25 protein-coding genes are annotated in these 26,044 nt (G+C 40.1%); all 25 read left to right on the plus strand.

Annotated features, from left to right (window positions below):
- Positions 1-133 precede the first annotated feature (133 nt).
- The 25 genes from MHB58_RS04920 (at position 134) to xerC (ending at position 26,042) form a co-directional block, all read left to right on the plus strand.
- Complete coding sequence (locus MHB58_RS04920; protein ID WP_340734790.1) at positions 134-1,120, plus strand: LacI family DNA-binding transcriptional regulator; 987 nt, start codon at positions 134-136, stop codon at positions 1,118-1,120.
- 189 nt (positions 1,121-1,309) lie between these two features.
- Positions 1,310-2,290 (plus strand): TRAP transporter substrate-binding protein, encoded by a 981-nt coding sequence (locus MHB58_RS04925; RefSeq protein WP_340734791.1) that lies wholly within the window; start codon positions 1,310-1,312, stop codon positions 2,288-2,290.
- Between the two features lie 21 nt (positions 2,291-2,311).
- Positions 2,312-2,827: a TRAP transporter small permease gene (locus MHB58_RS04930; RefSeq protein ID WP_008403320.1), complete on the plus strand. Its 516-nt coding sequence runs from the start codon at positions 2,312-2,314 to the stop codon at positions 2,825-2,827.
- Positions 2,827-4,107, plus strand: a complete 1,281-nt coding sequence (locus tag MHB58_RS04935; RefSeq protein WP_008403319.1) for a TRAP transporter large permease — start codon at positions 2,827-2,829, stop codon at positions 4,105-4,107. Before MHB58_RS04930 ends, MHB58_RS04935 begins: the two co-directional genes overlap by 1 nt.
- Before the next feature lie 12 nt (positions 4,108-4,119).
- Positions 4,120-5,514, plus strand: coding sequence for a glucuronate isomerase (uxaC, locus tag MHB58_RS04940; protein WP_014824506.1), 1,395 nt, complete (start codon positions 4,120-4,122; stop codon positions 5,512-5,514).
- 16 nt (positions 5,515-5,530) lie between these two features.
- Positions 5,531-6,946 carry a tagaturonate reductase gene (locus tag MHB58_RS04945; RefSeq protein WP_340734792.1) on the plus strand — a complete coding sequence of 472 codons (1,416 nt, stop codon included), beginning with the start codon at positions 5,531-5,533 and terminating at the stop codon, positions 6,944-6,946.
- Positions 6,943-8,436 (plus strand): UxaA family hydrolase, encoded by a 1,494-nt coding sequence (locus MHB58_RS04950; protein ID WP_340734793.1) that lies wholly within the window; start codon positions 6,943-6,945, stop codon positions 8,434-8,436. Before MHB58_RS04945 ends, MHB58_RS04950 begins: the two co-directional genes overlap by 4 nt.
- 201 nt (positions 8,437-8,637) lie before the next feature.
- On the plus strand, positions 8,638-8,973 hold the full coding sequence (locus MHB58_RS04955) for a putative DNA-binding protein (RefSeq protein WP_340734794.1): 336 nt from the start codon (positions 8,638-8,640) through the stop codon (positions 8,971-8,973).
- A gap of 12 nt (positions 8,974-8,985) precedes the next feature.
- The gene (ffh, locus tag MHB58_RS04960) at positions 8,986-10,344 is read left to right on the plus strand and encodes a signal recognition particle protein (RefSeq protein WP_008403313.1); all 1,359 of its coding nucleotides are present in this window, start codon (positions 8,986-8,988) and stop codon (positions 10,342-10,344) included.
- Between the two features lie 92 nt (positions 10,345-10,436).
- Positions 10,437-10,709, plus strand: a complete 273-nt coding sequence (rpsP, locus tag MHB58_RS04965; RefSeq protein WP_008403312.1) for a 30S ribosomal protein S16 — start codon at positions 10,437-10,439, stop codon at positions 10,707-10,709.
- A gap of 27 nt (positions 10,710-10,736) precedes the next feature.
- The gene (locus MHB58_RS04970) at positions 10,737-10,970 is read left to right on the plus strand and encodes a KH domain-containing protein (protein WP_008403311.1); all 234 of its coding nucleotides are present in this window, start codon (positions 10,737-10,739) and stop codon (positions 10,968-10,970) included.
- Positions 10,971-11,214: 244 nt separating this feature from the next.
- A complete protein-coding gene (gene rimM / locus MHB58_RS04975) occupies positions 11,215-11,736 on the plus strand; it encodes a ribosome maturation factor RimM (protein WP_008403310.1) in 522 nt (173 codons plus the stop codon).
- Positions 11,733-12,461: a tRNA (guanosine(37)-N1)-methyltransferase TrmD gene (gene trmD, locus MHB58_RS04980; RefSeq protein WP_340734795.1), complete on the plus strand. Its 729-nt coding sequence runs from the start codon at positions 11,733-11,735 to the stop codon at positions 12,459-12,461. Before rimM ends, trmD begins: the two co-directional genes overlap by 4 nt.
- A gap of 131 nt (positions 12,462-12,592) precedes the next feature.
- Positions 12,593-12,937: a 50S ribosomal protein L19 gene (gene rplS, locus MHB58_RS04985; protein ID WP_008403308.1), complete on the plus strand. Its 345-nt coding sequence runs from the start codon at positions 12,593-12,595 to the stop codon at positions 12,935-12,937.
- A 181-nt stretch (positions 12,938-13,118) separates the two neighbouring features.
- Entirely contained in the window at positions 13,119-13,682 is a 564-nt protein-coding gene (gene lepB, locus MHB58_RS04990) for a signal peptidase I (protein WP_008403307.1), read from the plus strand.
- A gap of 100 nt (positions 13,683-13,782) precedes the next feature.
- Positions 13,783-14,736, plus strand: a complete 954-nt coding sequence (gene ylqF / locus MHB58_RS04995; protein WP_008403306.1) for a ribosome biogenesis GTPase YlqF — start codon at positions 13,783-13,785, stop codon at positions 14,734-14,736.
- 269 nt (positions 14,737-15,005) lie between these two features.
- Positions 15,006-15,779, plus strand: coding sequence for a ribonuclease HII (locus tag MHB58_RS05000; RefSeq protein WP_340734796.1), 774 nt, complete (start codon positions 15,006-15,008; stop codon positions 15,777-15,779).
- Between the two features lie 4 nt (positions 15,780-15,783).
- Positions 15,784-17,706 carry a hypothetical protein gene (locus MHB58_RS05005; protein WP_340734797.1) on the plus strand — a complete coding sequence of 641 codons (1,923 nt, stop codon included), beginning with the start codon at positions 15,784-15,786 and terminating at the stop codon, positions 17,704-17,706.
- Positions 17,703-17,996, plus strand: coding sequence for an EscU/YscU/HrcU family type III secretion system export apparatus switch protein (locus tag MHB58_RS05010; RefSeq protein ID WP_340734798.1), 294 nt, complete (start codon positions 17,703-17,705; stop codon positions 17,994-17,996). Before MHB58_RS05005 ends, MHB58_RS05010 begins: the two co-directional genes overlap by 4 nt.
- 187 nt (positions 17,997-18,183) lie before the next feature.
- Positions 18,184-19,365, plus strand: coding sequence for an ADP-forming succinate--CoA ligase subunit beta (gene sucC, locus MHB58_RS05015; RefSeq protein ID WP_008403302.1), 1,182 nt, complete (start codon positions 18,184-18,186; stop codon positions 19,363-19,365).
- The gene (gene sucD / locus MHB58_RS05020; protein ID WP_008403301.1) at positions 19,362-20,264 is read left to right on the plus strand and encodes a succinate--CoA ligase subunit alpha; all 903 of its coding nucleotides are present in this window, start codon (positions 19,362-19,364) and stop codon (positions 20,262-20,264) included. The genes sucC and sucD overlap by 4 nt, the downstream gene beginning before the upstream one ends.
- A 174-nt stretch (positions 20,265-20,438) precedes the next feature.
- Complete coding sequence (gene dprA, locus MHB58_RS05025) at positions 20,439-21,332, plus strand: DNA-processing protein DprA (protein WP_340734799.1); 894 nt, start codon at positions 20,439-20,441, stop codon at positions 21,330-21,332.
- A 125-nt stretch (positions 21,333-21,457) separates the two neighbouring features.
- Entirely contained in the window at positions 21,458-23,542 is a 2,085-nt protein-coding gene (gene topA / locus MHB58_RS05030; RefSeq protein ID WP_008403299.1) for a type I DNA topoisomerase, read from the plus strand.
- Between the two features lie 18 nt (positions 23,543-23,560).
- The gene (gene trmFO / locus MHB58_RS05035; protein WP_008403298.1) at positions 23,561-24,874 is read left to right on the plus strand and encodes an FADH(2)-oxidizing methylenetetrahydrofolate--tRNA-(uracil(54)-C(5))-methyltransferase TrmFO; all 1,314 of its coding nucleotides are present in this window, start codon (positions 23,561-23,563) and stop codon (positions 24,872-24,874) included.
- A 268-nt stretch (positions 24,875-25,142) separates the two neighbouring features.
- On the plus strand, positions 25,143-26,042 hold the full coding sequence (xerC, locus tag MHB58_RS05040; protein ID WP_340734800.1) for a tyrosine recombinase XerC: 900 nt from the start codon (positions 25,143-25,145) through the stop codon (positions 26,040-26,042).
- Positions 26,043-26,044 lie beyond the last annotated feature (2 nt).

Consider the following 26,044-nt stretch of genomic DNA (forward strand, 5'->3'; position numbering starts at 1 on the left):
TTTTTGTTGAGAAATGAGTCAATCGACTGATTTTTCTTTTAATTCTAAATTGAGGGGTTGCATTTCGTATTATCTTTTGACATGATAAACTTTACCAAAACGTTTTAGTAAACTTTTACAAAAGGAGTCAAAAATGAAAAAAGTAACAATTGCCGACGTTGCTAAGGAAGCAAATGTTTCGGTCAGTACTGTTTCACAATTTATGAATCAGCGCTATGAGTACATGAGTGTTGAAACACGGGCAAAAATCCAGTTAGCCGTTGAAAAACTACGCTATCGACCAAATATTTTAGCACGAAGCCTGAAAAACAAAGGTACACAAACAATAGGGATTATAGTTGCCAATATTATGTACACGTTTACTACGCATATCGTCCATCATTTAGAGCGTCAGTTTCAGCAGCACGGTTTTCAAGTCATTGTGTGCAATGCAAATGATAATCCGCAACTGGAACGTGAACATATTGATTTGCTGCTCGCAAAGCAGGTAGAAGGGTTTATTCTTTTCCCTACTGGCAACAACAAAGATTTGTATGACTATTTATATAACAGTAATATACCGGTTGTATTTTTAGATCGTATGATTGCCGATGTGAAAATTCCAAGTGTTCTATTGAATAATGAAAAAGCAATCGATCTGGCAGTTGGAGAACTGTTAAATAAGGGGTATAGCAATTTAGCTATTGTGGCGGGCTCGATCGAACAAAATATTACGCCACGTGTCGAAAGGCTAGAAGGTTTCCGCAAGGCAATGAATAATAGGGGGTTAGCTTATGGAGAACACCAAATAATTGCTACTTCAGCAGAAAACCTGCCTGAACAGTTCAATCAGTTGCTTACAGAAGTCAACCTCGACGGTATCATTGCCGGAAATGACCGCATGCTGCTCGCAATTTTACATTATTTAAAAGAACATGCTCCGGATTTTTTAGCGAAGATCGGTATTGCCGTAATTGACGAAATGCCATTAGCTAAATTTATGTCTACAAAATTGACAACGATTGAACAGCCAACAGAAGAAATGGCCAAACAAGCCGTTCATTTGTTTCTCCAAATCAAAAAAAGCGGCTACACAGAAGAATTATTATCCGCATACCGTTTTGATCCCATTTTAGTATAAAAATGATAACGATTGAGGAACTGTATAAGAACAGGTCCTCTTAAATTATAGAATATTATTTTTTAAGAATAATATTCTAAAAATTAAGAATAGTCCTTGCAAATGTTTGGAAGATAATTTATTATTTTTAATAAAACGTTTTACTAAATCGTTTTAGCTAAATGTAAACGCATACAAGGGGGAAAAATGATGAGAACAAAAGGGGTTTTAATACTATTACTTGCATTAACAATATTTTTAACTGCTTGTAATTCTTCAGAAGAAGCACAAACAATCATTTTAGCCGAGAACCAGGTAGATGATTATCCTACTTCAGTCGGCGATTATGAATTTGCGAGATTAATTGAAGAAAAAACAAATGGACGTTATAAAGTGGAAGTTTACACAGGAGGACAGCTTGGTGACGAAAAGAGTGCCATTGAATTAATGCAGGTTGGGGCAATTGAACTGGCGCGAGTTAATGGCAGTCCTTTAATGGAATTCTCGGAGTCATTAGGTGTTTTATCCTTACCATACTTGTTTTCAGATGATGAACATAAGTGGGAAGTATTGAATGGTGATATCGGCGAGACATTATTAGATGGATTAAGCGAATCAAATTTACAAGGTCTGGCTTTTTACGATTCCGGAAATCGTCATTTCTATAATGCAATCCGGGAAGTAAAATCACCGGAAGATTTAGCGGGGCTAAAAATAAGAGTTCAGCAATCAAGTTTAAATATTGACATGGTCGAGGCATTAGGAGCATCTGCCACAGCAATGTCATATGGTGAAGTATATTCGGCTATTCAAACAGGGGTAATTGATGGGGCTGAAAACAACTTCCCGAGTTACTACACGACGAATCATTTCGAAGTGGCCAAGTACATAACGATGGATGGACATTCTGGTGTACCCGAAGTTTTGACGGCTTCGAAAGCATTCTGGGATACGTTATCCGATGAAGATAAGGAAATCTTTAAGGAAGCGGCACTGGAATCACAAGTAGTGCAACGAAAAGCGTGGGCAGAGTTGGAAGAAGAGTCTTTGCGTGAAGCAAAAAATGCCGGAAATACAGTTACTGTCATCGATGATGTCACACCTTGGCAAGAAGCTGTTCAACCGATCTACACAAAATACGGCGAGCAATTTAAAGAGAATTTAGAGAAGATTCAATCATTAGTTAAGTAAAACAAAGGGGAGGGCAAACGAGTGGTTACTATAAAAAAAGCAAAAAGTATTTTAGACCGCAGTCTTGATTATCTGTTAGGAACAATGATTGTTGCAATGACACTAATCATCATTTATCAAATATTCACACGTAACTTTTTAGATTTCACACCGAGATGGACGGAAGAGTTGGCATTGCTTTTACTGATTTGGATTGCCTTTATCGGAATTGCTATTGGTTTTAGAGACAACTTACATATTGGGGTAGGGGTTTTTGTAGGCTTGATGCCAAAGAACATTCAAAAGAAAATTGATCTCATTACAAAAGTTTTAGTGATTGCCATGAGTATTATTTTTATTTACTACGGCTTCCGTTTTACATTTTTAATGCACGGATCGCTAATGGCTGGTACAGGATTACCGCAAAGTTTTCTATACAGTGCAATTCCTGTCAGTGGTATTTTAACGTTCATTTATGGGGTTGAAATGTTCTTTAAAGATGCGATTCATGAAGATTTTGATGACGATGCCAAAGAAGCGATGGAGGCGGCTAAATAATGGGGATTGGGATTTTACTTGCAGTATTTGTAGTGTTATTACTTTTACGAGTGCCGGTTGCACTTTGTCTGGCTGTATCGTCATTTGTCACTACGATTTACTTAGGGATTGATTTAGCTGCTATTGTACAGCGAATGGTAAGTGGATTGAATAGTTTTTCGCTTATTGCGATTCCATTTTTCATTTTAGCTGGTGAAATTATGAATGAAGGCGGTATCTCACGTCGTTTAATTAATCTAGCGAACGTTATTGTCGGTAAAGTACGCGGCGGTTTAGCAATGGTAAACGTTTTATCTTCAACGTTTTTTGGAGGTATTTCCGGTTCGGCTGTAGCGGACGTTTCATCAATTGGTTCTGTATTAATTCCGATGATGAAAAAGCAAAAATATGATGCGGAATATTCTGTTGCCGTTACAATTTCAAGTGCTGCACAAGGGGTTTTAATTCCGCCAAGTCATAATATGATCATTTATTCTACTGCTGCCGGTGGTGTATCGGTTGGTGCATTGTTTATGGGGGGGATAGTTCCTGGTATTGCATTAGGGTTAATTTTAATGATCTTTGCGTATACGATTGCAGTAAAACGTAATTATCCGAAAGGTGAACCGATTAAGCGTGAAGAAGTTCCGAAAATTGTACGTGAAGGATTATTAGGATTGTTTACAGCGGTCATTATTATTGGCGGGATATTATCCGGTGTTTTCACAGCGACTGAATCCGCGGCAATCGGTGCGTTATATGCGTTTATTATTTCGTTCTTCGTTTATAAAGACGTGCCGCTATCGGCAATGGGGAACATTTTAAAACGTACAGTAAAAACATTATCGATGGTACTGTTTTTAATTGCTGCTTCTTCGGCATTCGGCTGGTTACTTGCATTTCTAAAAGTACCAGCAATGGTAACCGAAACGTTATTGGCTGTTTCGCCGAATGATTTTGTAACATTATTAATTATTAATATCATTTTACTAGTATTAGGGATGTTCATGGACATGGCACCGTTAATTTTAATTGCGACACCAATTTTATTACCTGTAGCGCTTGAAGCAGGTATGGATCCGGTTCAATTTGGGGTTGTATTGATTCTGAACTTAGCAATCGGTCTTGTAACGCCGCCAGTTGGTACATGTCTGTTTGTCGGATGTGCGATCGGAAAAATACCGATTGAAAAAGCGACAAAAGGGATGCTTCCATTCTATGGTGCAATGATTGTTATACTACTATTAATAACGTTTGTTCCAGACATTACGTTAAAACTTCCGGAATTACTATTAAAGTAAGGGGACTAGAATATGGCAAAAACATTTTTGGATAACTCATTTCTATTGAACAATAAAGTAGCGGAAAAGTTGTATTTCGACTATGCAAAAGATTTACCGATTATCGATTACCACTGTCATTTAAGTCCTCAGGAAATTTATGAGGATAAGCAATTTAAAAATATTACAGAGGCTTGGTTGTACGGGGATCATTATAAATGGCGTGCGATGCGCGCAAATGGAGTTCCAGAGCATCTTGTAACAGGTGATGCAGATGATTATGAGCGTTTTGAAGCATGGGCAAAAACCGTTCCGTATACAATTGGCAACCCTTTATATCAGTGGACACATTTAGAACTGCGCCGATTCTTTAATGAAGAAACTTTATTAAATGAAAAAACAGCACGCGCTATTTGGGATAATGTAAATGAACAATTACCTCAAAAGACAGCTCGTCAGTTAATTTTGGACTCAAAAGTAGAAGTGATCTGCACTACAGATGATCCGATTGACTCACTTGAATATCATATCGCACTTCAAAAAGATGAGCAGTTTAACGTGAAAGTACTGCCGAGTTTCAGACCGGATAAAGCATTGGAAATCAATAAGCCGACATTTGCGGCTTGGATTGGATCATTATCGGAAGTTGTCGGCGAAACAATCGAATCTTATGAACAATTAAAAGAAGCTCTTGCAAAACGAATTCAGTTTTTTGATGAAGTCGGTGGTAAAGTGTCAGACCATGCATTGGATACGATTTATTATGCAGAAGCGACAGAACAAGAAGTGAGTGCTATTTTTGATAAGGGGCTTGCAGGATCACAAGTATCGCTGGAAGAAGAAGCGAAATATAAAACAGCATTACTGATCTTTTTAGGGAAACAGTACGCTTCTTACAATTGGGCGATGCAATATCATATTTCGGCACACCGTAACAACAATACACGTCAGTTCAATAATTTAGGGCCGGATACAGGGTATGACAGCATTAATGACGGACCGATCGCAGTACCATTGACACGTTTATTGGATGCACTTGCACTTGAAGATGCATTACCAAAAACGATTGTTTATTCATTAAATCCGAAAGACTACTATGTTATTGCAAGTATAGTCGGAAGCTTCCAGGAAAAAGTGCCTGGGAAAATCCAATTCGGTACGGCTTGGTGGTTTAATGACCAAAAAGAAGGAATGCTTGATCAGATGAAGGCACTTGCGAGCATCGGGATTTTCAGCCGCTTTATCGGAATGCTGACTGATTCGCGTAGTTTCCTGTCCTACACACGTCACGAATATTTTAGACGTTTAGTAAGTAATCTCATTGGAGAATGGGTGGAAAATGGAGAATTCCCTGAAGATTACGAGCTTCTTGGAACAATCGTACAAGATATTTGCTATTACAATGCAAAAAATTACTTTAACTTTTAAATGAGGTGGATGAAGCATGCAACAGTTATCTAACGAATTGTATACTCGAAAAACAGCTGTCGTAGAGCGTATTGTCCAATTCGGCACGGGGAATTTTCTCCGTGCTTTTGTTGATTGGCTCATACATGAAGCGAATTTACAGCAGCAACAGGATTTAGGAATTGTTATTGTCCAGTCGACATCAGGAAGTACATCAGAAGTGATCAATGCGCAAGATGGTCTATACACACTTGTTACGCAAGGGATTCAAAATGGTCAGCAAGTCAATTATGAACAAGTGATTGAAAGTGTGACACGCAGTATTTCATTGCAAAACCAGTATGAAGAATATATGAAGCTCGCGGTTTCGGAAGATCTCCAATATGTTGTATCCAATACAACGGAGGCAGGAATTGTATATGAGCAACTTCCATTTGATGCACAGCCATCAAAAAACTTTGTGGCCAATGTGACGCACTTTTTATGGAAACGCTATGAAACATTTGGAGCGGATCCGTCAAAAGGGCTGATCTTTTTACCGTGCGAATTAATTGAACAGAACGGTACCGCTTTAAAAAACGGGATTGTTAGCTATGCAAATGCATGGGATTTAGGGCAGAGCTTCATCGATTGGGTGACAGGTGCCAATACGTTCTGCAACACACTTGTTGACCGAATCGTACCCGGATTCCCGAAAAGCCAATATGAAGAATTGACGTTGAAGCTTGGTTATGAGGATAAATTACTCGTTGCTGCAGAACCGTATTATATTTGGGTAATAGAAAATAAAGAAGCGCTTCATTCTTTTCCGTTAGTTACTAATCAATTTGAAGTAAAGCTTGTAGACGACTTGAGTTACTACCGGGAGCGTAAAGTGAAAATGCTCAATGGTGCACACTCTGCCTTAACACCGCTTGCTATTTTGCTGGATACAGATACAGTCGGGCAAGTGATGGAACACTCTAAATTAAGACCTTTCGTTCAACGTTTACTTGTACAGGAAGTGATTCCTACGATTAATGGCGACAAAGAACAGTTAATGACATATCAACAGGCGATATTAGAACGCTTTGAAAATCCGTTTATTGCACATTACGTAAAAAGTATTGCACTTAATGCGCTTGCCAAGTTTAAAACTAGAAATATCCCATCTCTACTGGCGTATTATAAGCAATATGCAACACTTCCAAAACATTTAACAACAGCATTGGCTGCGTGGATATACTTATATCAAACTCCAGAAGTATTTTCACCGCAAGATGCTCCGGAAGCGATCGAGCAAATTAAGGCAAAGCCATTAGCGGGTGTACTGAGTAATGAAAATCTTTGGGGGATAGATTTAACAACGATTCCGCAACTTGAACAATTTGTCGGGGAGGCAATTACGGCGTTTAAAGAGAGCCAAACAGCACAGTTCATTGCGGAATTGGAAGAGGAGGCACTAGGATTATGAAAGAAACGATTGTCATTCATTCGTCTGATAATGTTGCGGTCGCTTTACGTTCCTTTGAAGCGGGTGAACCATTTTCGATCGGCCAAGAGAAGATTAATCTAGAGCAGGAAGTTCCTAGAGGGCATAAAATTGCCACACGTAACATTCAAAAAGGGGAACATATTATAAAGTACGGCTATCCGATTGGGCATGCTACTGAAGACATTGCAAAAGGAACGGTCGTCCACACGCATAATGTAAAAACAAATTTGCAGGACATCATTAACTACAATTACGACAAGAAAGATATTTCATTGAACTATCCGCAACGTAATTTAACATTTAAAGGGTACCGACGTAGCAATGGTGAAGTCGGTATACGAAATGAACTATGGATCATACCCTCAGTCGGATGTGTGAATGGTATTGCGGACATGATCATTCGTGAATTTGAGCAACGGGTAGGAAGTATTGCGCCTTTTGAATCCACGCTTGTATTAAAGCATAATTTTGGTTGTTCGCAATTAGGTGATGACCATGAAAATACACGTACTATTTTACTGGATGCTGTTAACCATCCGAATGCTGCAGCTGTGCTTGTATTAGGGCTGGGCTGCGAGAATAATACAATTGAACAGATGAAGCAGGAACTTGGCGATTACGATACGTCCCGTGTGAAATTTGTCGTGTCCCAGCAAGTTGATGATGAGGTTGAAGCTAGTGTAGAAGCGCTTGTAGCACTACATGAGGCAGTCCGCAACGATCGACGAGAAGATATTCCGATCAGTGAATTGCGTATCGGACTGAAATGTGGCGGTTCAGACGGCTTATCTGGCATTACGGCGAATCCTCTTCTAGGGCGTTTCTCCGACTTTTTAGTATCCCAGGGCGGTACAACGGTGCTGACGGAAGTGCCGGAAATGTTTGGAGCGGAAACGATTTTAATGAACCGTGCAGAAGATGAGGAAACATTCGGGAAGATTGTTTCGCTTATTAATGACTTTAAGCAGTACTTTATCGACTATAATCAGCCGATCTATGAAAATCCTTCACCAGGCAATAAGGCAGGCGGAATCACTACGCTTGAAGACAAGTCGTTAGGCTGTACGCAAAAAGCGGGCAGTGCTGAAATTGTCGATGTTTTAAAATACGGAGAGCGGTTAAAAAAGCGCGGGTTGAATTTATTGAGTGCGCCGGGAAATGATCTTGTTGCATGTACAGCGCTTGCATCTGCAGGTTGTCAATTAGTGTTGTTTACTACAGGACGCGGTACGCCATTCGGCTCATTTGTACCTACGATGAAAATATCCACAAACAGCGCTATTTATGAACAGAAAAAACATTGGATTGATTTCAATGCAGGGCAAATACTAGAAGATGGCGTAGACGAAGATGCGGTTTTGGAAGAATTTATTCAATATATTATTGCTGTTGCTAGTGGCGAGCAATTAAACCATGAACGAATGAATTTCAAAGAAATGGCTATTTTTAAAACAGGTGTTACCCTGTAGAAAATTTGGTCCGGTTTATCATATTCTTCCTATTATATAAGAAATGGCGATGCTCTCTTTTTCGTGAAGGAGCATCGCCATTTTTTCGAAATCGTTTATTAATGAAAAGAAAAGGTTCTACAATGGACAAGGGGATTACCTTGACAGTAACTGCCCACAAGATTATGATAAGATAGACAAATTATGATTGGAGAGATAAAAATGCTACTTGAAAAAACAACACGCATGAACTTTCTCTTCGACTTTTATCAAGCGTTATTAACTGATAAACAGCGCAGCTACATGGAACTATATTACTTGGACGATCACTCGTTAGGAGAAATCGCCGAAAGTTATAATATTTCACGCCAAGCTGTTTACGATAATATTCGCCGTACTGAGGCGATGCTTGAAGAATATGAAGAAAAACTAAATTTATTCGAAAAGTTTCAACAACGTCAAATCGTGTTAAAACAATTGACGAATGCGTTTATGGATGAGGCTTCTACGACAGAGGCGAAACTAGCATTGGTTGAACAACTGAAGGAATCGGATTAGGGGGCGAACGAGTTGGCTTTTGAAGGTTTAGCAGAGCGACTCCAAGGTACGATCCAAAAGATTAAAGGTAAAGGGAAAGTAACGGAACAAGACGTTAAAGAAATGATGCGTGAAGTCCGATTTGCCTTAATCGAAGCGGACGTAAACTTAAAGGTAGTAAAAGAATTCGTTAAAAAAGTTAGTGAGCGTGCAGTCGGCGTCGACGTCATGAAATCATTAACACCTGGTCAGCAAGTCATTAAAATTGTTCAGGATGAATTGAAGAATTTAATGGGCGGCGAGCAAAGTCCGATTAAATTCAGCAACCGTCCGCCTACTGTCATTATGATGGTTGGTTTACAAGGTGCAGGTAAGACGACAACTACAGGTAAATTGGCGAATGTATTACGTAAAAAATATAATAAAAAACCATTACTCGTTGCAGCAGATATATACCGTCCAGCGGCTGTAGAGCAATTACAGACATTAGGAAAACAGTTATCACTGCCGGTGTTCTCACTTGGTACAGATGTTTCACCTGTTGAAATTGCACGTCAGGCAATCGAGCATGCAAAAGAAGAGCATTTGGACGTTGTATTAATCGATACAGCCGGTCGTCTTCATATTGATGAAGAACTGATGCAGGAACTGAAAGACATTCGCGGTTTAAAAGAGCCGGATGAAGTATTTTTAGTTGTTGATGCCATGACAGGTCAAGATGCTGTAAATGTTGCGCAAAGCTTTAACGAAACTGTCGGCATTACGGGCGTTGTCTTAACAAAATTAGACGGTGATACTCGTGGTGGTGCGGCACTGTCGATTCGCTCGGTTACAGAGAAACCGATTAAATTTGTCGGTATGGGCGAAAAGATGGATGCACTGGAACCTTTCCATCCGGAGCGTATGGCTTCACGTATTTTAGGGATGGGCGATGTCCTGTCACTGATCGAAAAAGCACAAGCAAACGTTGATATGGAAAAGGCAAAAGAGCTGGAAGAAAAGTTCATGACACAGAGCTTTACATTTGATGACTTTATCGAACAACTCCAAGCTGTGAAAAAAATGGGACCACTTGATGAATTATTGAAAATGATTCCGGGTGCAAACAAAATGAAGGGCCTTGACAATGTCAAAGTCGATGAAAAGCAGATGGGACGCATCGAAGCAATTATCTATTCGATGACACCAAATGAAAAAACAAACCCTGAAATTATTTCGGCGAGCCGTAAAAAGCGTATTGCCACTGGTTCGGGGACGACAATTCAAGAAGTAAACCGCTTATTGAAGCAGTTTGAAGAAATGAAAAAAATGATGAAACAGATGACGGGCATGGCTCAGGGTAAAGGTAAAAAGAAGATGAAAATGCCTGGTTTTGATTCATTATTTAAATAAAAAATAAGGTGTTAAGAAAAAACACTTTACAAACCATCAAGACATTGCTAATATAATATCTTGTGTGAAACTTATTCGGAGGTGCTATTAAAATGGCAGTTAAAATTCGCTTAAAACGTATGGGAGCTAAAAAATCTCCTTTCTATCGTATCGTAGTTGCAGACGCTCGTTCACCACGTGATGGCCGTCAAATCGAAACAGTAGGTACTTACAACCCACTTACAGTTCCAGCTACAGTACAAATCGATGAAGAGAAAGCTCTTAAATGGTTAACTGATGGTGCAAAACCATCTGATACTGTACGTAACCTGTTCTCAGAACAAGGTATCATGGAAAAATTCCATAACGCTAAATACAGCAAATAATTCAATGATTAATTCGGAGGTGGCATTATGCAGCAGCTGATTGAAGCAATTGTGAAACCGTTAGTCGATTATCCGGAAGACGTTCGTATTGAGACGGACGAAACTTCCAATCGAGTTGTTTATAAACTTTTTGTTCATCCAGAGGATCGAGGGAAAGTGATAGGCAAGCAAGGACGTGTTGCGAAGGCAATTCGTACGATTGTGTACTCAGCAGCGGGCGGCCACCAGAAGAAAAAGACGTATGTCGATATATTGGATTAGTAAAAGAAGGGTGGCATTTTGCTAACCCTTCTTTTTTTGTTATGATAATGTTGTTTTCCGTTACGGTAGGAGTTTATTGCGGTTGCCATAGGAGCATTGTGCATGTGCTCCTGTCGCTCCGCTTTCGTCGCAAAGTAACATTCAAATCAAAAGGCATTTGAATGTTACTTCGCCGCCTTCACTCCAAACAACGGTGTATATAAAAGTTATGTGGTAACAAATTATTATAAAAGGTGGAATATACATGGAATGGTTTAATGTAGGACGTATTGTAAATACACATGGTATTCGCGGGGAACTGCGAATTTTATCGACGACGGACTTTGAAGAAGAACGTTTTGCGGTCGGTTCTAAACTTGCGGCATTCAAAAAAGATGATAAAAAACCGACTTGGGTAACGATCAGTTCATCAAGACGCCATAAAAACTTTATATTGGTGACATTTGAAGGAATGGAAAACATTAATTTAGTGGAACCATTTAAAGAAGGTCTTTTAAAAGTGTCGATGGATCAATTAGCGGAAGATGAGCTTGAAGATAATGAATACTATCACTTTGAAATTAAAGATTGTGAAGTGTTTTCGGAAGAGGGCGAACTGATCGGCGTTGTTACTGATATTTTAGAGACAGGCGCAAACGACGTATGGGAAGTTAAAGCGCAAAATGGTAAGAAACACTACATTCCTTACATTGAAGATATCGTAAAAGATATTGATGTCGATGAAAAGAAAATCATTATTCATGTAATGGAAGGTTTGCTGGAATGAAGATTCACGTATTAAGTTTATTTCCCGATATGTTCACAGGTGTGTTTGGCGCATCAATTTTAAAAAAGGCTCAGGAAAAAGGTGCAGTCGAGCTCGCAGTAACCGATATCCGGGAGTACAGTGTAAATAAGCACAAACAAGTGGATGATTACCCATACGGCGGCGGTGCGGGAATGGTATTAAAGCCGGAGCCGATGTTCAATGCGGTTGAAGCCATTACAGAAGGCCGCAAACCGCGTGTTATACTCATGTGTCCACAAGGCGAGCGCTTCACGCAGAAGAAGGCGGAGGAGCTTGCACTGGAAGATGATTTAGTATTCCTTTGCGGCCATTATGAAGGATATGATGAGCGAATCCGGGAACATCTTGTAACAGATGAGATTTCAATCGGCGACTTTGTTTTAACTGGCGGCGAGCTTCCTGCGATGACGGTAATCGATGGGGTTGTACGTTTATTGCCGGGTGTATTAGGGCAGGAAGATTCACATATTCAGGATTCATTTTCAACAGGGTTATTAGAGCATCCTCATTATACGCGTCCAGCTGATTTTAGAGGGATGAAAGTGCCGGATATACTGTTATCAGGTAATCACGCGAAAATCGAAGCGTGGCGTGAGGAACAGTCCTTTAAGCGTACGTTAGAGCGTAGACCGGATTTATTGGAAGCACTTGAATTAACGGACAAGCAAATAAAAATAATTGAAAAAATTAAGAGTGAAATGTAAAGCAAAACTACTTGCAAGCCTAAAATAATTATGGTAAGATTCATTTTGTGCTTCAATGTAAGCACTGAATTACGGTGTTCCGCTGTGGCTTAAATTAGCGTGCATGAGCATCTGTCTAAGGAGAGAAAACAATGTCAAACATTATTACAGAGATCACTAAAGATCAATTACGTTCAGACTTACCTACATTCAAACCAGGTGACACAGTTAAGGTACACGTTAAAATCGTTGAGGGTACTCGTGAACGTATCCAATTATTCGAAGGTGTAGTTATTAAACGTCGTGGTGGCGGAATTAGCGAAACTTTCACAGTACGTAAAATTTCTTACGGTGTTGGTGTAGAGCGTACTTTCCCAGTACACACTCCAAAAATCGCTAAGTTAGAAGTAGTACGTAAAGGTAAAGTACGTCGTGCTAAACTTTACTACCTACGTAACTTACGTGGTAAAGCTGCTCGTATTAAAGAAATTCGATAAGAACTTTTTAGAAGGGGGCTTGTATATACAAGTCCCTTTCTTTCTTTAAATATAAAAATGTGTATTAACATGTGATTTTGACAATAAACTATAGATAATCTGATGCAATATTTAGATTAGATTTTTGCTTGATATACATATTTCGTATACAATAAATGTGATGAGCAAGGGGGATAGCTACGTGGAAAAAACTGAAAAAGAAAAAAATGAGCTTTGGGAATGGACGAAAGCTCTACTGATTGCATTTGCGATTGCCGCATTTATTCGTTACTTTTTATTTACACCGATTGTAGTAGACGGGGATTCAATGATGCCTACCCTTGAAAATGGTGATCGCATGATCGTCAACAAATTCAGCTATAAAATCGGCGAACCCGACCGTTTTGATATCGTCGTATTCCACGCACCAGAACAAAAGGACTATATTAAACGTGTCATCGGTGTTCCAGGGGACTTTGTAGAATATAAGGATGATCAATTATACATTAATGGGGAACCGATCGACGAACCGTATTTGGACGCATATAAAGCCGAAATTAGCGAAGGCAACCTAACAGGCGACTTCTCGCTGAAAGATATCGATCCGTCACTGGATGTGATTCCGGAAGGCTACGTATTCGTAATGGGCGATAACCGTCGCTTCAGTAAAGACAGCCGCCATATCGGCATTGTCGACCAGAAAGAAATTATCGGTAATACGAATATCATTTTCTGGCCGTTAAACGAAATTGAAATCGTAAAGTAATATTTATTATCGTAAATATTGTCTAAAATGAGGGGGCAGTTTAAACTCCTCATTTTTTTGTTGAAAATAGAAGTATGTAATTTACAGGAGGTTATACATTATGACAATTCAATGGTTTCCAGGACATATGGCAAAGGCACGCCGCCAAGTATCGGAAAGTTTAAAGCTTGTCGATATCGTTTTTGAACTTGTCGATGCACGTCTACCATTATCTTCACGTAATCCGATGATCGATGAAGTCATCCATCAAAAACCGCGTCTGCTCATTTTAAATAAACAAGATATGGCCGATGAACAGGAAACACGCCGCTGGATTCAATATTTTGCCGACAGAGGCTTTAAAGCAGTAGCAATCAACTCGTTGGAAGGGAAAGGCTTGCAGGCGGTTACAAAGGCTGCTCAGGAGATTTTGGCGGATAAATGGGAGCGCATGAAATCAAAAGGAATGAAGCCGCGTGCGATCCGCGCCATGATTGTCGGTATTCCGAACGTCGGGAAATCCACTTTAATCAACCGTTTAGCGAAGAAAAACTTAGCGAAAACAGGAAATATGCCAGGTGTTACGAAAGCACAGCAATGGATTAAAGTCGGTAAAGAAATAGAACTTCTGGATACACCAGGTATCTTATGGCCGAAGTTTGAAGATCAGGAAGTCGGCTACAAGCTCGCATTAACGGGTGCAATTAAAGATACGATTATGAATATGGAAGACTTGGCTGTATACGGCTTACGTTTTTTAGAAACGCACTATCCAACGCGCATGGAAGAACGCTATAAAATTTCATCTGTATCCGAAGAGCTTGTTGAAACATTCGATGCAATCGGGAAATTACGCCGTGTATTTGGACAAGGCGGAGAGATTGACTATGATCAGGTGTCCGTATTAATTGTACGCGACATTCGTGAACAGAATCTTGGGAAACTCACATTTGACTTTGTTTCCGAGCAACTTGAAAAAGAGCAACTGGAAGAAGCGATTGCCCTGGAAAACGAAGAACGCCGGAAAAAAACTGCCGCGCTAAATCGCCAGAAAAAGCAAGAAAACAACGGATAAAGTGGGATAATAGACAGGCAAAACCTTTTTCATTTATTTGAGAAAGGTTTTTTCTTTTATAATAAGAACAATAGACGATATAACAAGTAAGAATGATAGAAAGTAAAATTATATAAAAAGCAAAGTTGATTGGAATGAAGGGGTATGGAACGAATGCTAAAACCGTCACGCCCTGTGACAACGCATTCGTGACCAACAGCGTGTTGGCCTCCAGAATGGAAATTGACGATATATAAAGAAAACGGAATTAATAGATTTGAGGGCATTATATGAAAACAATTAAAGAGATTACAGAAGCATTGAAAACAGCAGCACAAATTGAGCCATGGATGGATTTTATAGTAAAGGATGAACGGTCAGGTGTTCAAAAGGCATGGATACAATTTCAAAAGCGTCTTGAGAAGATGGAGGCACTCCAACAAGCGCATAATGAGAAACTGCAATTTGACGCAAGCTATTTACCATATGAACATGCCTATATCGCAGGTACAGATGAAGCCGGGCGCGGACCACTGGCAGGGCCTGTCGTAACTGCGGCTGTTATATTGCCGAACCACTGCCAGGAACTCCTTGGTGTAAACGATTCCAAACAATTGTCAAAGGAAAAACGCAATCAATTTGCTGAACGGATTAAAAAACATGCATTGTATTATGCAGTTCATTTTCAAAGTGCCGAAGAAATTGACCGCCTTAACATTTATGAAGCAACACGACAGTCCATGTTAAAAAGTATTGAAGCACTTGAAGTCACACCAAATTACATATTGGCCGATGCGATGACTCTTTCAACATCAATTCCGCAAGCTTCCATCATAAAGGGGGATGCCCGCAGCCTGGCAATCGCAGCGGCATCCATTTTAGCAAAAACGGCACGTGATGACTATATGGAGAAGCTGGACCTCGAATTTCCGCAATATGGTTTTGCCCAGCATGCAGGTTATGGAACAAAACAGCATTTGGAAGCGATCGCGCAATATGGACCGACTATACATCATCGAAAAACATTCGAACCGATAAAATCCATACTTCAAAGAAGGGAGTAACGGCATGAACTTCTCAACGTTTAATGCAGTCCAAACAAATACTTCGCAGCAAGTACCAGCAAATCAGCCATTATCGCTAAGGCAAGATCAAGTATTTCATGGGACGATAAAGCAGCTCTACCCAAATCAGATGGCGGAAGTCCAAGTGGGCAATCAAAAGCTCATGGCGAAGCTGGAAGTTCCATTAAAGCTTGGCGATGCACACTTTTTTCAGGTAACAGCGACAAATCCACAAACAGAATTAAAAGTCATTACCGGGCCGATGTCACAATCGATGACTTCCGGCCAGCAAATGTCCCAGCTGCTTGAGACGATGAATTTGCCGAAATCGAATGAAATGCAGCAAGTACTTTCACATTTTATGAAAGCCCAGCTGCCACTTGCGAAAGAACAGCTGCTTGCAGCGGAAAGCTGGATGAAAAACTTGCCCGCAGGAGTGGATAAAAATAGTGCACTTCAGGCACTACAGCGTATGGTGGAGCTGAAAATGCCTTTCACAGATACCGTATTTCAAGCATTGACTCAAGGGATTAAAACAGATGGTATGTCGGCAAATTTAGCGAATTTAGCGCAGCTCTTGGCAAATCAGTCTGGAGGGAATGAAGCGATTAAATTGTCACTTTTACAGCAGATTGATCAGCTGGCAAAGCCGTTAAACAATGAAACAGGCGGTATTCTCCTTGCACGGGCGACCCAAAATTTAATGGATAATAATTTGCCGATTGCATCAAAACTTCAGACGCTGACAGTATTAAAAGAAGCTGGAATTTTACCGCAAAATGCTACTTTGCAAAATTGGCAAACGGTAAACCAGCAAGGAAGCCAACAATCTGTGAACCAAGTACAGACAACAGCAACACCGCTATTTAAAGAAGCAGGTCAAATGCTGCAGCAGCTCGGGCAAACAAGCTCTGAACAGATAAAACCGATGTTAGAGCAAGTAAGAGTCTGGATTAATAATGAAAGCTTATTATCGTCAACACAAAAGCAGCAGCTACAGCAATTATTAACGCGTTTTGAGCAAATTCCGGCTTCGAAGCAAGCAGTGGAAGCATTGGTAAATCAACTACGGCAGCAATTGACAAACGCATACAGTGAAAATGTGACGCCGCGATTGTTTATGCAAAATGATCAAGGATTAACCGCCAAGGATCAATTGTTTACGTTACTGAAGCCGGATGCGAATTTACCGGTTGCAGAGCAGCTGTTACGGAATTTAGTGAAAGTGACGGCTGATAGTTCACAGCCGGTCATGCAAAGTGCTCTTACGCAAGCAGAAGGTCAAGTACAGGCGGCAGTTGATGGTCGTGCGATGGAACAGGCAATAAAAACCGTTTTAAAGGGGCTCGGTGTCAGCTATGAGGCGACACTTGCAAATAAGGCAGGGGATATTCAGGCCATTGCCCAGCAGATAAAACCGCAATTATTGGCGCTTCTTCAAGATGTCCAAACACCCGCTGCAATAAAAGATGCCGCTGAAATGGTGATGGCCAGACTAAATGGTATGCAGCTCACTTCAGGGGAAAATGGACATCAGCATCAGCTTGTCATGCAAGTGCCGCTAAATTTTTTCGGCAAGAAAATGGATGCTACATTGCAATGGAATGGTCGAATGAAGGAAGATGGTAAAATCGATGCCAATTTTGCACGTATTCTATTCTATTTAAATATGGAAACATTGCAGCAGACGGTAATCGATATGCAAGTACAAAACCGTGTTGTCACGATTAATATATATAATGATATGCCGAATTTGGATTCGTTGGCGACATCGCTGAAAGGCACATTAAAGTCGGGATTGCTGGAAAAAGAATATACATTATCGGGACTGTTTATCAAACCTTTTGCAGACCAAGGAGAAAAAACTGTCACAAAACTGTCAAATCAGCGAGAAGACGAGCAGGGGGGTGTCGATATACGCGTATGACCGAAAAAAAATATATAAGAAAAGAAGCAATCGCCCTGTCCTATGATCCGCAAAAAAGCAGTGGTCCGACAATCGTTGCAAAAGGGAAAGGGAAAATTGCGGAAAATATATTAGAAAAAGCAGCGATGCATGAAGTACCCGTTTATGAAGACCCAAACTTAGTCGAGCTGTTAGGCCAGCTAGATTTGAACACATCGATACCGGAAGAACTTTACCAGGCGGTTGCAGAAGTTTTTGCTTTTATTTATCATTTGAATGAAAAGCAGAGGTTAACTTTTAAAAATAAATAGTCGATGTTTTTTATTTTTATGTAGAGTATATCTTTCGGAAAATTAGAAAATATCTAGACAAAGAATATTTTGACATAAAGCAATCTAAAAATTGCTTGTGTGACAAATATAGACATTGTCTGAATAATTGTATAAAATAGATTATGTTAGTAGAATAATTTCCAAATGTCCGATGGGAGGATGTATCATGAATATCCATGAGTATCAAGGGAAAGAGATATTAAGACAATACGGTGTAGCGGTTCCAAGAGGAAGTGTCGCGTTTTCACCAGACGAAGCAGTAAAAGCAGCAAAAGAGCTAGGATCTAACGTAACAGTAGTGAAAGCACAAATTCATGCAGGGGGCCGCGGTAAAGCGGGTGGCGTTAAAATTGCAAAAAACCTGGATGAAGTTCGTTCTTTCTCTAAAGAATTATTAGGGAAAATTTTAGTAACTCACCAGACAGGTCCAGACGGTAAAGAAGTAAAGCGTCTTTATATAGAAGAAGGTTCGGACATTAAAAAAGAGTATTACTTAAGTTTAGTATTAGACCGTGCAACTTCTAGAGTAGTAATGATGGGTTCTGAAGAGGGCGGTATGGATATTGAAGAGGTAGCCGAGACGAATCCGGAAAAAATCTTCAAAGAAGTGATTGATCCGGTAACAGGCCTGAATGCTTTCCAGGCACGCCGTATGGCATTCAATATGAATATTCCTGCTAAGTTAGTAAATAAAGCAGTAGGATTAATGCTTGGTATTTACAAAGCATTTATCGATAAAGATGCATCAACAGTAGAAATCAACCCGCTAGTTGTAACTGGTGATGACCAGGTAGTGGCACTTGATGCAAAATTCAACTTTGATGCAAACGCATTATACCGTCACAAAGATATCGTAGAATTACGCGATTTCGATGAAGAAGATCCAAAAGAAATTGAAGCATCTAAATATGATTTAAGTTATATTTCGTTAGACGGCAATATCGGATGTATGGTAAATGGTGCAGGTCTTGCCATGGCGACGATGGATACGATTAGTTACTACGGCGGATCACCCGCAAACTTCCTTGACGTTGGGGGCGGTGCTACAGCCGAAAAAGTAACAGAAGCTTTTAAAATCATTTTATCAGACAAAAATGTTAAAGGAATTTTCGTTAACATCTTTGGTGGGATCATGAAATGCGACATCATTGCAAAAGGTGTTATTACGGCTGCAAAAGAAGTTGGTTTAGCGGTTCCGTTAGTAGTACGTTTAGAAGGGACAAACGTAGAGCTAGGTAAAAAGTTGTTAAATGAATCTGGTTTAAACATTGTGGCAGCTGACTCAATGTCAGACGGCGCTCAAAAAATCGTGAAATTAGTTGAAGCTGAAGGCGGGGTAACGGCATGAGTGTGTTCATTAATAAAGAAACAAAAGTAATCGTACAAGGGATTACTGGGGAAACAGCCCTTTTCCATACAAAACAAATGCTTGAATACGGAACAAAAATCGTTGCAGGGGTAACACCAGGTAAAGGCGGTCTTGAAATCGAAGGTGTTCCTGTATTCAATACAGTACAAGAAGCAGTCGATGCGACAGGTGCCAATGTATCCGTTATTTACGTACCGGCACCATTTGCAGCAGATGCAATTATCGAAGCAGTGGATGCGGACCTGGATATGGCGATTTGTATTACAGAACATATACCGGTACTTGATATGGTAAAAGTAAAGCGCTATATGGAAGGCAAGAAGACACGTTTAGTTGGTCCAAACTGTCCGGGTGTCATTACTGCTGATGAATGTAAGATTGGTATCATGCCGGGTTACATTCATACAAAAGGACATGTAGGTGTTGTTTCACGTTCTGGTACTTTAACTTATGAAGCGGTACACCAGCTGTCTCAGGCAGGAATTGGTCAAACAACAGCGGTAGGAATCGGGGGCGACCCGGTAAACGGGACAAACTTTATTGACTGCTTAAAAGCATTCAACGAAGACCCGGAAACTTATGCGGTTGTCATGATTGGAGAAATCGGTGGTACAGCGGAAGAAGAAGCTGCTGAATGGATTCAGGAAAACATGAACAAACCGGTAGTAGGCTTTATCGGTGGTCAAACAGCACCTCCAGGAAAGCGTATGGGTCACGCAGGTGCCATTATTTCCGGCGGTAAAGGAACAGCTGCAGAGAAAATCAAAGCAATGAATGCAGCAGGTATTGAAGTAGCTCCGACGCCTTCTGTAATCGGTGAAACACTGATTAAAGTAATCAAAGAAAAAGGCTTGTACGAAGCTTGTAAAACACATTAAAATGAAAGATGTAGCGGTCGCCTCGCTACATCTTTTTCGTATGTCTCCGTACATTAGGTTGCGTGGACGGGTTAATAGCCTGTATTCATTGGCAATACTATGTTTTACACGATGCTTACCTCACACTTAAAACTGCGGTCATCTGAATTTCTTCTATTAAAAAGGAGTGTTGATATGGCCAATCCAGCAAATGAACAATTATTGAAACTGCATTATATTCTTCCTCTCTCCTGGGAAAAAGTCCGAAATTTAATGAAAATTACAGATGATTTCGACGAAATACTGCATATTTCGCCAAAATTTTTAGCGAGCCAGCTAAATATAAGAGAAGAAAAAGCCGCACAGCTCATAAAACATTATAAAGAGCTCATACAAAGGTCGATGGCAATATATTATGACCAACATAATATTACGCCCATTCCTTATACGGACCCTTTATATCCGGAACGCTTAAAACAGCTGTACGATGCACCTGCTGTTGTATATGCGCAAGGTGATGTTCAGCTGCTGAACAGACCGAAAATGATGGCGGTCATCGGTTCGAGAGCAGCGACTAGCTATAGTGAAAACGTATTGAAATCCATTCTTCCCCCATTAATTCGTGAGCAATATATCATAGTGAGCGGTCTTGCAAAAGGTGCCGACCGACTTGCACATGAAGCAACAATCCGATATGGTGGAAAGACGATAGGTGTTTTAGGCCATGGCTTATTCCATAGCTACCCACCACAAAATAAAGAGCTGAATGCATATATGGCAAGTGAGCATTTACTCATAACAGAATATCCACCCTATGTAGGTGTGCAAAAATGGCATTTTCCTGCACGAAACCGGATTATTAGCGGATTGTGTGAAGCACTGGTCGTAACGGAAGCCGCACTCAAAAGCGGGACACTTATCACAACAGAGCTTGCTCTTGAGCAAGGAAAAGATGTTTTTGCAGTGCCGGGAAATATTTTTAGCGAGCAGTCACGAGGGACAAATAAATTAATAAAAGAAGGTGCAATTCCAGTGTGGGATGGCTTTCAAATCTTAGAGGAAATCCAATTGTTTTCAAATTCGCGTTGAAAAAAAGTTGCAATATTAGCCAATCTGTTATACATTTTGCAACAGGAAAAGCTTTGACATACATGGACAGCTTCATGTGCGTGAATATAAGAAAAATAACTATACCTCTATAAGGAGGACAACAGATGGCAGATTATTTAGTAATTGTTGAATCACCTGCAAAGGCGAAAACAATTGAACGATATTTAGGAAAAAAATATAAAGTAAAAGCTTCGATTGGACATGTACGTGATTTACCACGTAGTCAAATGGGAATCGATACCGAAAATAATTATGATCCAAAATATATTACGATTCGCGGTAAAGGTCCGGTACTTCAGGAACTGAAAACAGCAGCAAAAAAAGTGAAAAAGATTTATCTCGCAGCCGATCCAGACCGTGAAGGGGAAGCGATCGCATGGCATTTAGCCACTGCTTTGAACATTGATATTAATTCAGATTGCCGCGTCGTATTTAACGAGATTACGAAAGAAGCAATTTTAGAGAGCTTCAAGCACCCGCGCCCGATTAATATGGATTTAGTCGATGCACAGCAAGCTCGTCGTATTTTAGACCGTCTAGTAGGCTACAATATTAGCCCGATCCTTTGGAAAAAAGTAAAGAAAGGCTTATCGGCAGGACGTGTACAATCCGTTTCATTGCGTTTGATTATTGACCGCGAAAATGAAATCAAAAGCTTTGAGCCTGAAGAATATTGGTCGATCGATGCAAGTTTCGAAAAAAACAAAAAACAATTCGATGCGTTTTATTACGGAAACGGTAAAGAAAAAGTTAAATTAACAAATGAACAACAAGTTAAAGATATATTAAAAGGTATAAAAGGCTCAGAATTTGAAGTAATGAATGTTGTAAAAAGAGAACGGAAACGCAATGCTTCTCCAGCCTTTACGACTTCTTCACTCCAACAGGAAGCCGCACGTAAATTAAACTTCCGCGCCAAGAAGACAATGATGCTTGCCCAGCAGCTTTATGAAGGTATCGAGCTAAGCAAAAAAGAAGGTGCAGTCGGATTAATTACGTATATGCGTACTGACTCGACTCGTATTTCCGATACGGCAAAAACAGAGGCTAAGTCATATATCGAAACAAAATACGGCAAAGATTTCATTGCCGGAGAACAAAAACAGGCAAAAGCGAAGGCAAATGCACAGGATGCCCATGAAGCGATCCGTCCAACAAGTGCGATGCGTACACCAGAGGAGCTTAAGGCGATTTTAAGCCGTGACCAGCTGCGACTGTATCGTTTAATTTGGGAACGCTTTATCGCGAGTCAAATGTCTCCAGCTGTACTCGATACTGTAACAGTTGATTTGCAAAACAATGACGTATTATTCCGTGCGAACGGATCTCAAGTGAAATTTGCCGGATTTATGAAACTTTATATTGAGGGTACAGATGATCAGGAAGAAGAAACGAATAAGCTTTTACCTGAAATGGAAATCGGCGATAAAGTGAAATCACTTGAAATCGAACCGAAACAGCATTTCACTCAGCCACCTCCTCGCTATTCGGAGGCGCGTCTAGTAAAGACATTGGAAGAGCTAGGTATAGGTCGTCCATCGACATATGCCCCTACACTGGATACAATCCAAAAGCGCGGCTATGTTCAGCTTGATGCAAAACGCTTTGTACCAACAGAACTTGGAGAAATCGTTCATCAAGCAACATTGGAATTTTTCCCGGAAATCATCAACATTGAATTTACCGCACAGATGGAGCAAAATCTGGATGAAATTGAAGAAGGCATTACACAATGGGTAAATGTCATCGATGAATTTTACAAAGACTTTGAACCGCGGGTAAAATATGCGGATGAAGTGATGGAAAAAATCGAAATTAAAGATGAGCCTGCTGGTGAAGACTGTGAAAAGTGCGGTGCGCCAATGGTATTCAAGCTTGGACGTTACGGGAAATTTATGGCTTGTTCCAACTTCCCGGATTGCCGCAATACAAAAGCGATTGTAAAACCGATCGACGTTAAATGTCCTTCATGTGAGACAGGTGAAATTGTCGAGCGTAAATCCAAAACAAAGCGCATTTTTTACGGATGCAATCAGTATCCGGAATGTGACTTCGTATCATGGGATAAGCCGATTAGTAGACCTTGTCCGAAATGTAGTGCATTATTAGTAGAGAAGAAATTGAAAAAAGGTGTTCAGATTCAGTGTACTAACAGTGAATGTGATTATGAAGAAACACCGTCACAATAAAATGAAGAGGTAACAAAAATGACACAACAAGTAGTAAATGTAATTGGTGCAGGTTTAGCCGGTTCAGAAGCAGCTTGGCAGATTGCAAAGCGCGGTGTGAAGGTACGTTTATATGAAATGCGACCAGTAAAACAAACACCGGCACATCATACAGATAAATTCGCAGAGCTTGTATGCTCAAACTCTTTACGTGCAAACGGACTGACAAATGCTGTCGGTGTAATTAAAGAGGAAATGCGTAAATTGGACTCTGTTATTATTGCAGCAGCAGACAATAGTTCTGTACCTGCCGGCGGTGCGTTAGCCGTTGACCGTCATGAATTTGCAGGAATCGTAACAGAAAAGGTGAAAAACCACCCGTTAATCGAGGTAATCAATGAAGAGGTAACTGAAATTCCAGAAGGCATTACAGTAATCGCAACAGGTCCATTAACTTCTGAAGCATTGGCAAAACAAATCCAAGGCCTAACAGGGGAAGACTATTTGTACTTCTATGATGCCGCAGCACCGATCATTGAGAAAGATTCGATCAATATGGATAAAGTGTACTTGAAATCACGCTATGACAAAGGTGAAGCAGCATACTTGAACTGTCCGATGACGAAAGAAGAATTTGATGCTTTCCGTGAAGCACTTATTACAGCAGAATGTGCACCGCTAAAAGAATTCGAAAAAGAAAAGTATTTCGAAGGGTGTATGCCAATTGAAGTAATGGCCGCACGCGGTGAAAAAACGATGACATTCGGACCGATGAAACCGGTTGGTCTGGAAGATCCGAAAACGGATAAGCGTCCATATGCTGTAGTTCAGTTACGACAAGATGATGCAGCGGGGACACTTTATAATTTAGTAGGTTTCCAAACACATTTAAAATGGCCGGAACAAAAACGTGTATTCTCGATGATTCCGGGTTTAGAAAATTTGGAAATTGTACGCTACGGAGTAATGCACCGTAATACATTCATCAATTCTCCAAAAGTGCTGACACAGACATATCAGTTGAAAGCGCGTCCAAACCTTTTCTTCGCCGGTCAGATGACAGGTGTTGAAGGTTATGTAGAATCTGCCGGCAGTGGTCTGATTGCCGGAATTAATGCAGCTCGCATGGCGTTAGGTCAAGAGTTACTTTACTTCCCGCATGAAACAGCATTAGGGGCAATGGCTCGATACATTACTCATACAGATGCGAAAAACTTCCAGCCGATGAACGTGAACTTCGGGATTTTCCCGGAATTTGGTGAACGCATCAAATCAAAGCCTGAGCGTGCTGAACGCCATGCTAACCGCGCATTAGAATCAATTCAGAATTTTATTAATAATCAGGCAATTTAATTGCGTAAAGCCCTTAAAGATTGTTATACTTTAGGGGCTTTTAATTTTGCGGTGATTTTTTGTAAATGACTATAAAAATAAGAATTGCTTGACATGATATTGCGAAATTTGTCGAATAATACAAAGAAGTTGAATAACTCCAGCAAATTTTACTTGAAAAGTATTCATAATAGGTATAGTGTCAATATGTGTGTTTTTTTAGTAGGAAAATGAACATATTTATTCATACAACATCATTTCTCTTTTGCAATAACAGGGGGTATACACGATGGATGAAAATTTGCAAAGTCAGCTTGATCAATTTATTCGCTACGTGCAACTAGAAAAAAACTTTTCCCTACATACTGTTCGCGAATATACTTCTGATTTAGAAGAATTTTTTGCATTTTTGCACGCTGAGGGTATCCAAAAAATTGCAGAAGTTGAGTATATCCATGCACGTCTATATGTAACAAAGCTTTATGATGAACAAAAAGCAAGAACTTCAATTTCCAGGAAAATCTCATCGATCCGTTCTTTTTTCCGTTTTTTAAATCGAGAACAGAATATTGATGATGCTCCGTTTCGTTCACTTTATCATCCGAAAAAGGAAGAGCGATTACCGAGCTTTTTTTATGAGGAAGAATTGAACGAACTATTCGAGAAAAATGAAGGCGATGAGCCGATTCAAATTCGTAATATGGCGCTGTTGGAACTTCTTTATGCGACTGGAATGCGTGTGAGCGAGTGTGTCAGTTTGGAACTGACGGATATCGATTTTCATTACAATATCGTCCGTGTAATGGGAAAAGGACGGAAAGAGCGAATTATTCCGTTCGGTCAATATGCGCATGATGCACTTATACGTTATATAGAACAAGTACGTCCGACATTAATGAAGAAGGAAAATCATCAGAAAGTTTTTGTCAATATGCGCGGTGGCGAACTTACTACCCGTGGTGTGCGTTATATATTAAGTGAGATGATTGACAATGCCAGTATGCATACGAAAATTTATCCACATATGTTGCGACATACATTTGCTACGCATTTATTGAATAATGGGGCAGATATGCGTACAGTCCAGGAATTGCTTGGGCACGCCAATTTATCTTCAACTCAAATTTATACTCATGTAACGAAGGAAGCTTTAAGAAAGACATATATGAATAGTCATCCGCGAGCATAGTT

This window comes from Solibacillus sp. FSL K6-1554 (assembly GCF_038005185.1).
GTDB classification, from domain to species: domain Bacteria; phylum Bacillota; class Bacilli; order Bacillales_A; family Planococcaceae; genus Solibacillus; species Solibacillus silvestris.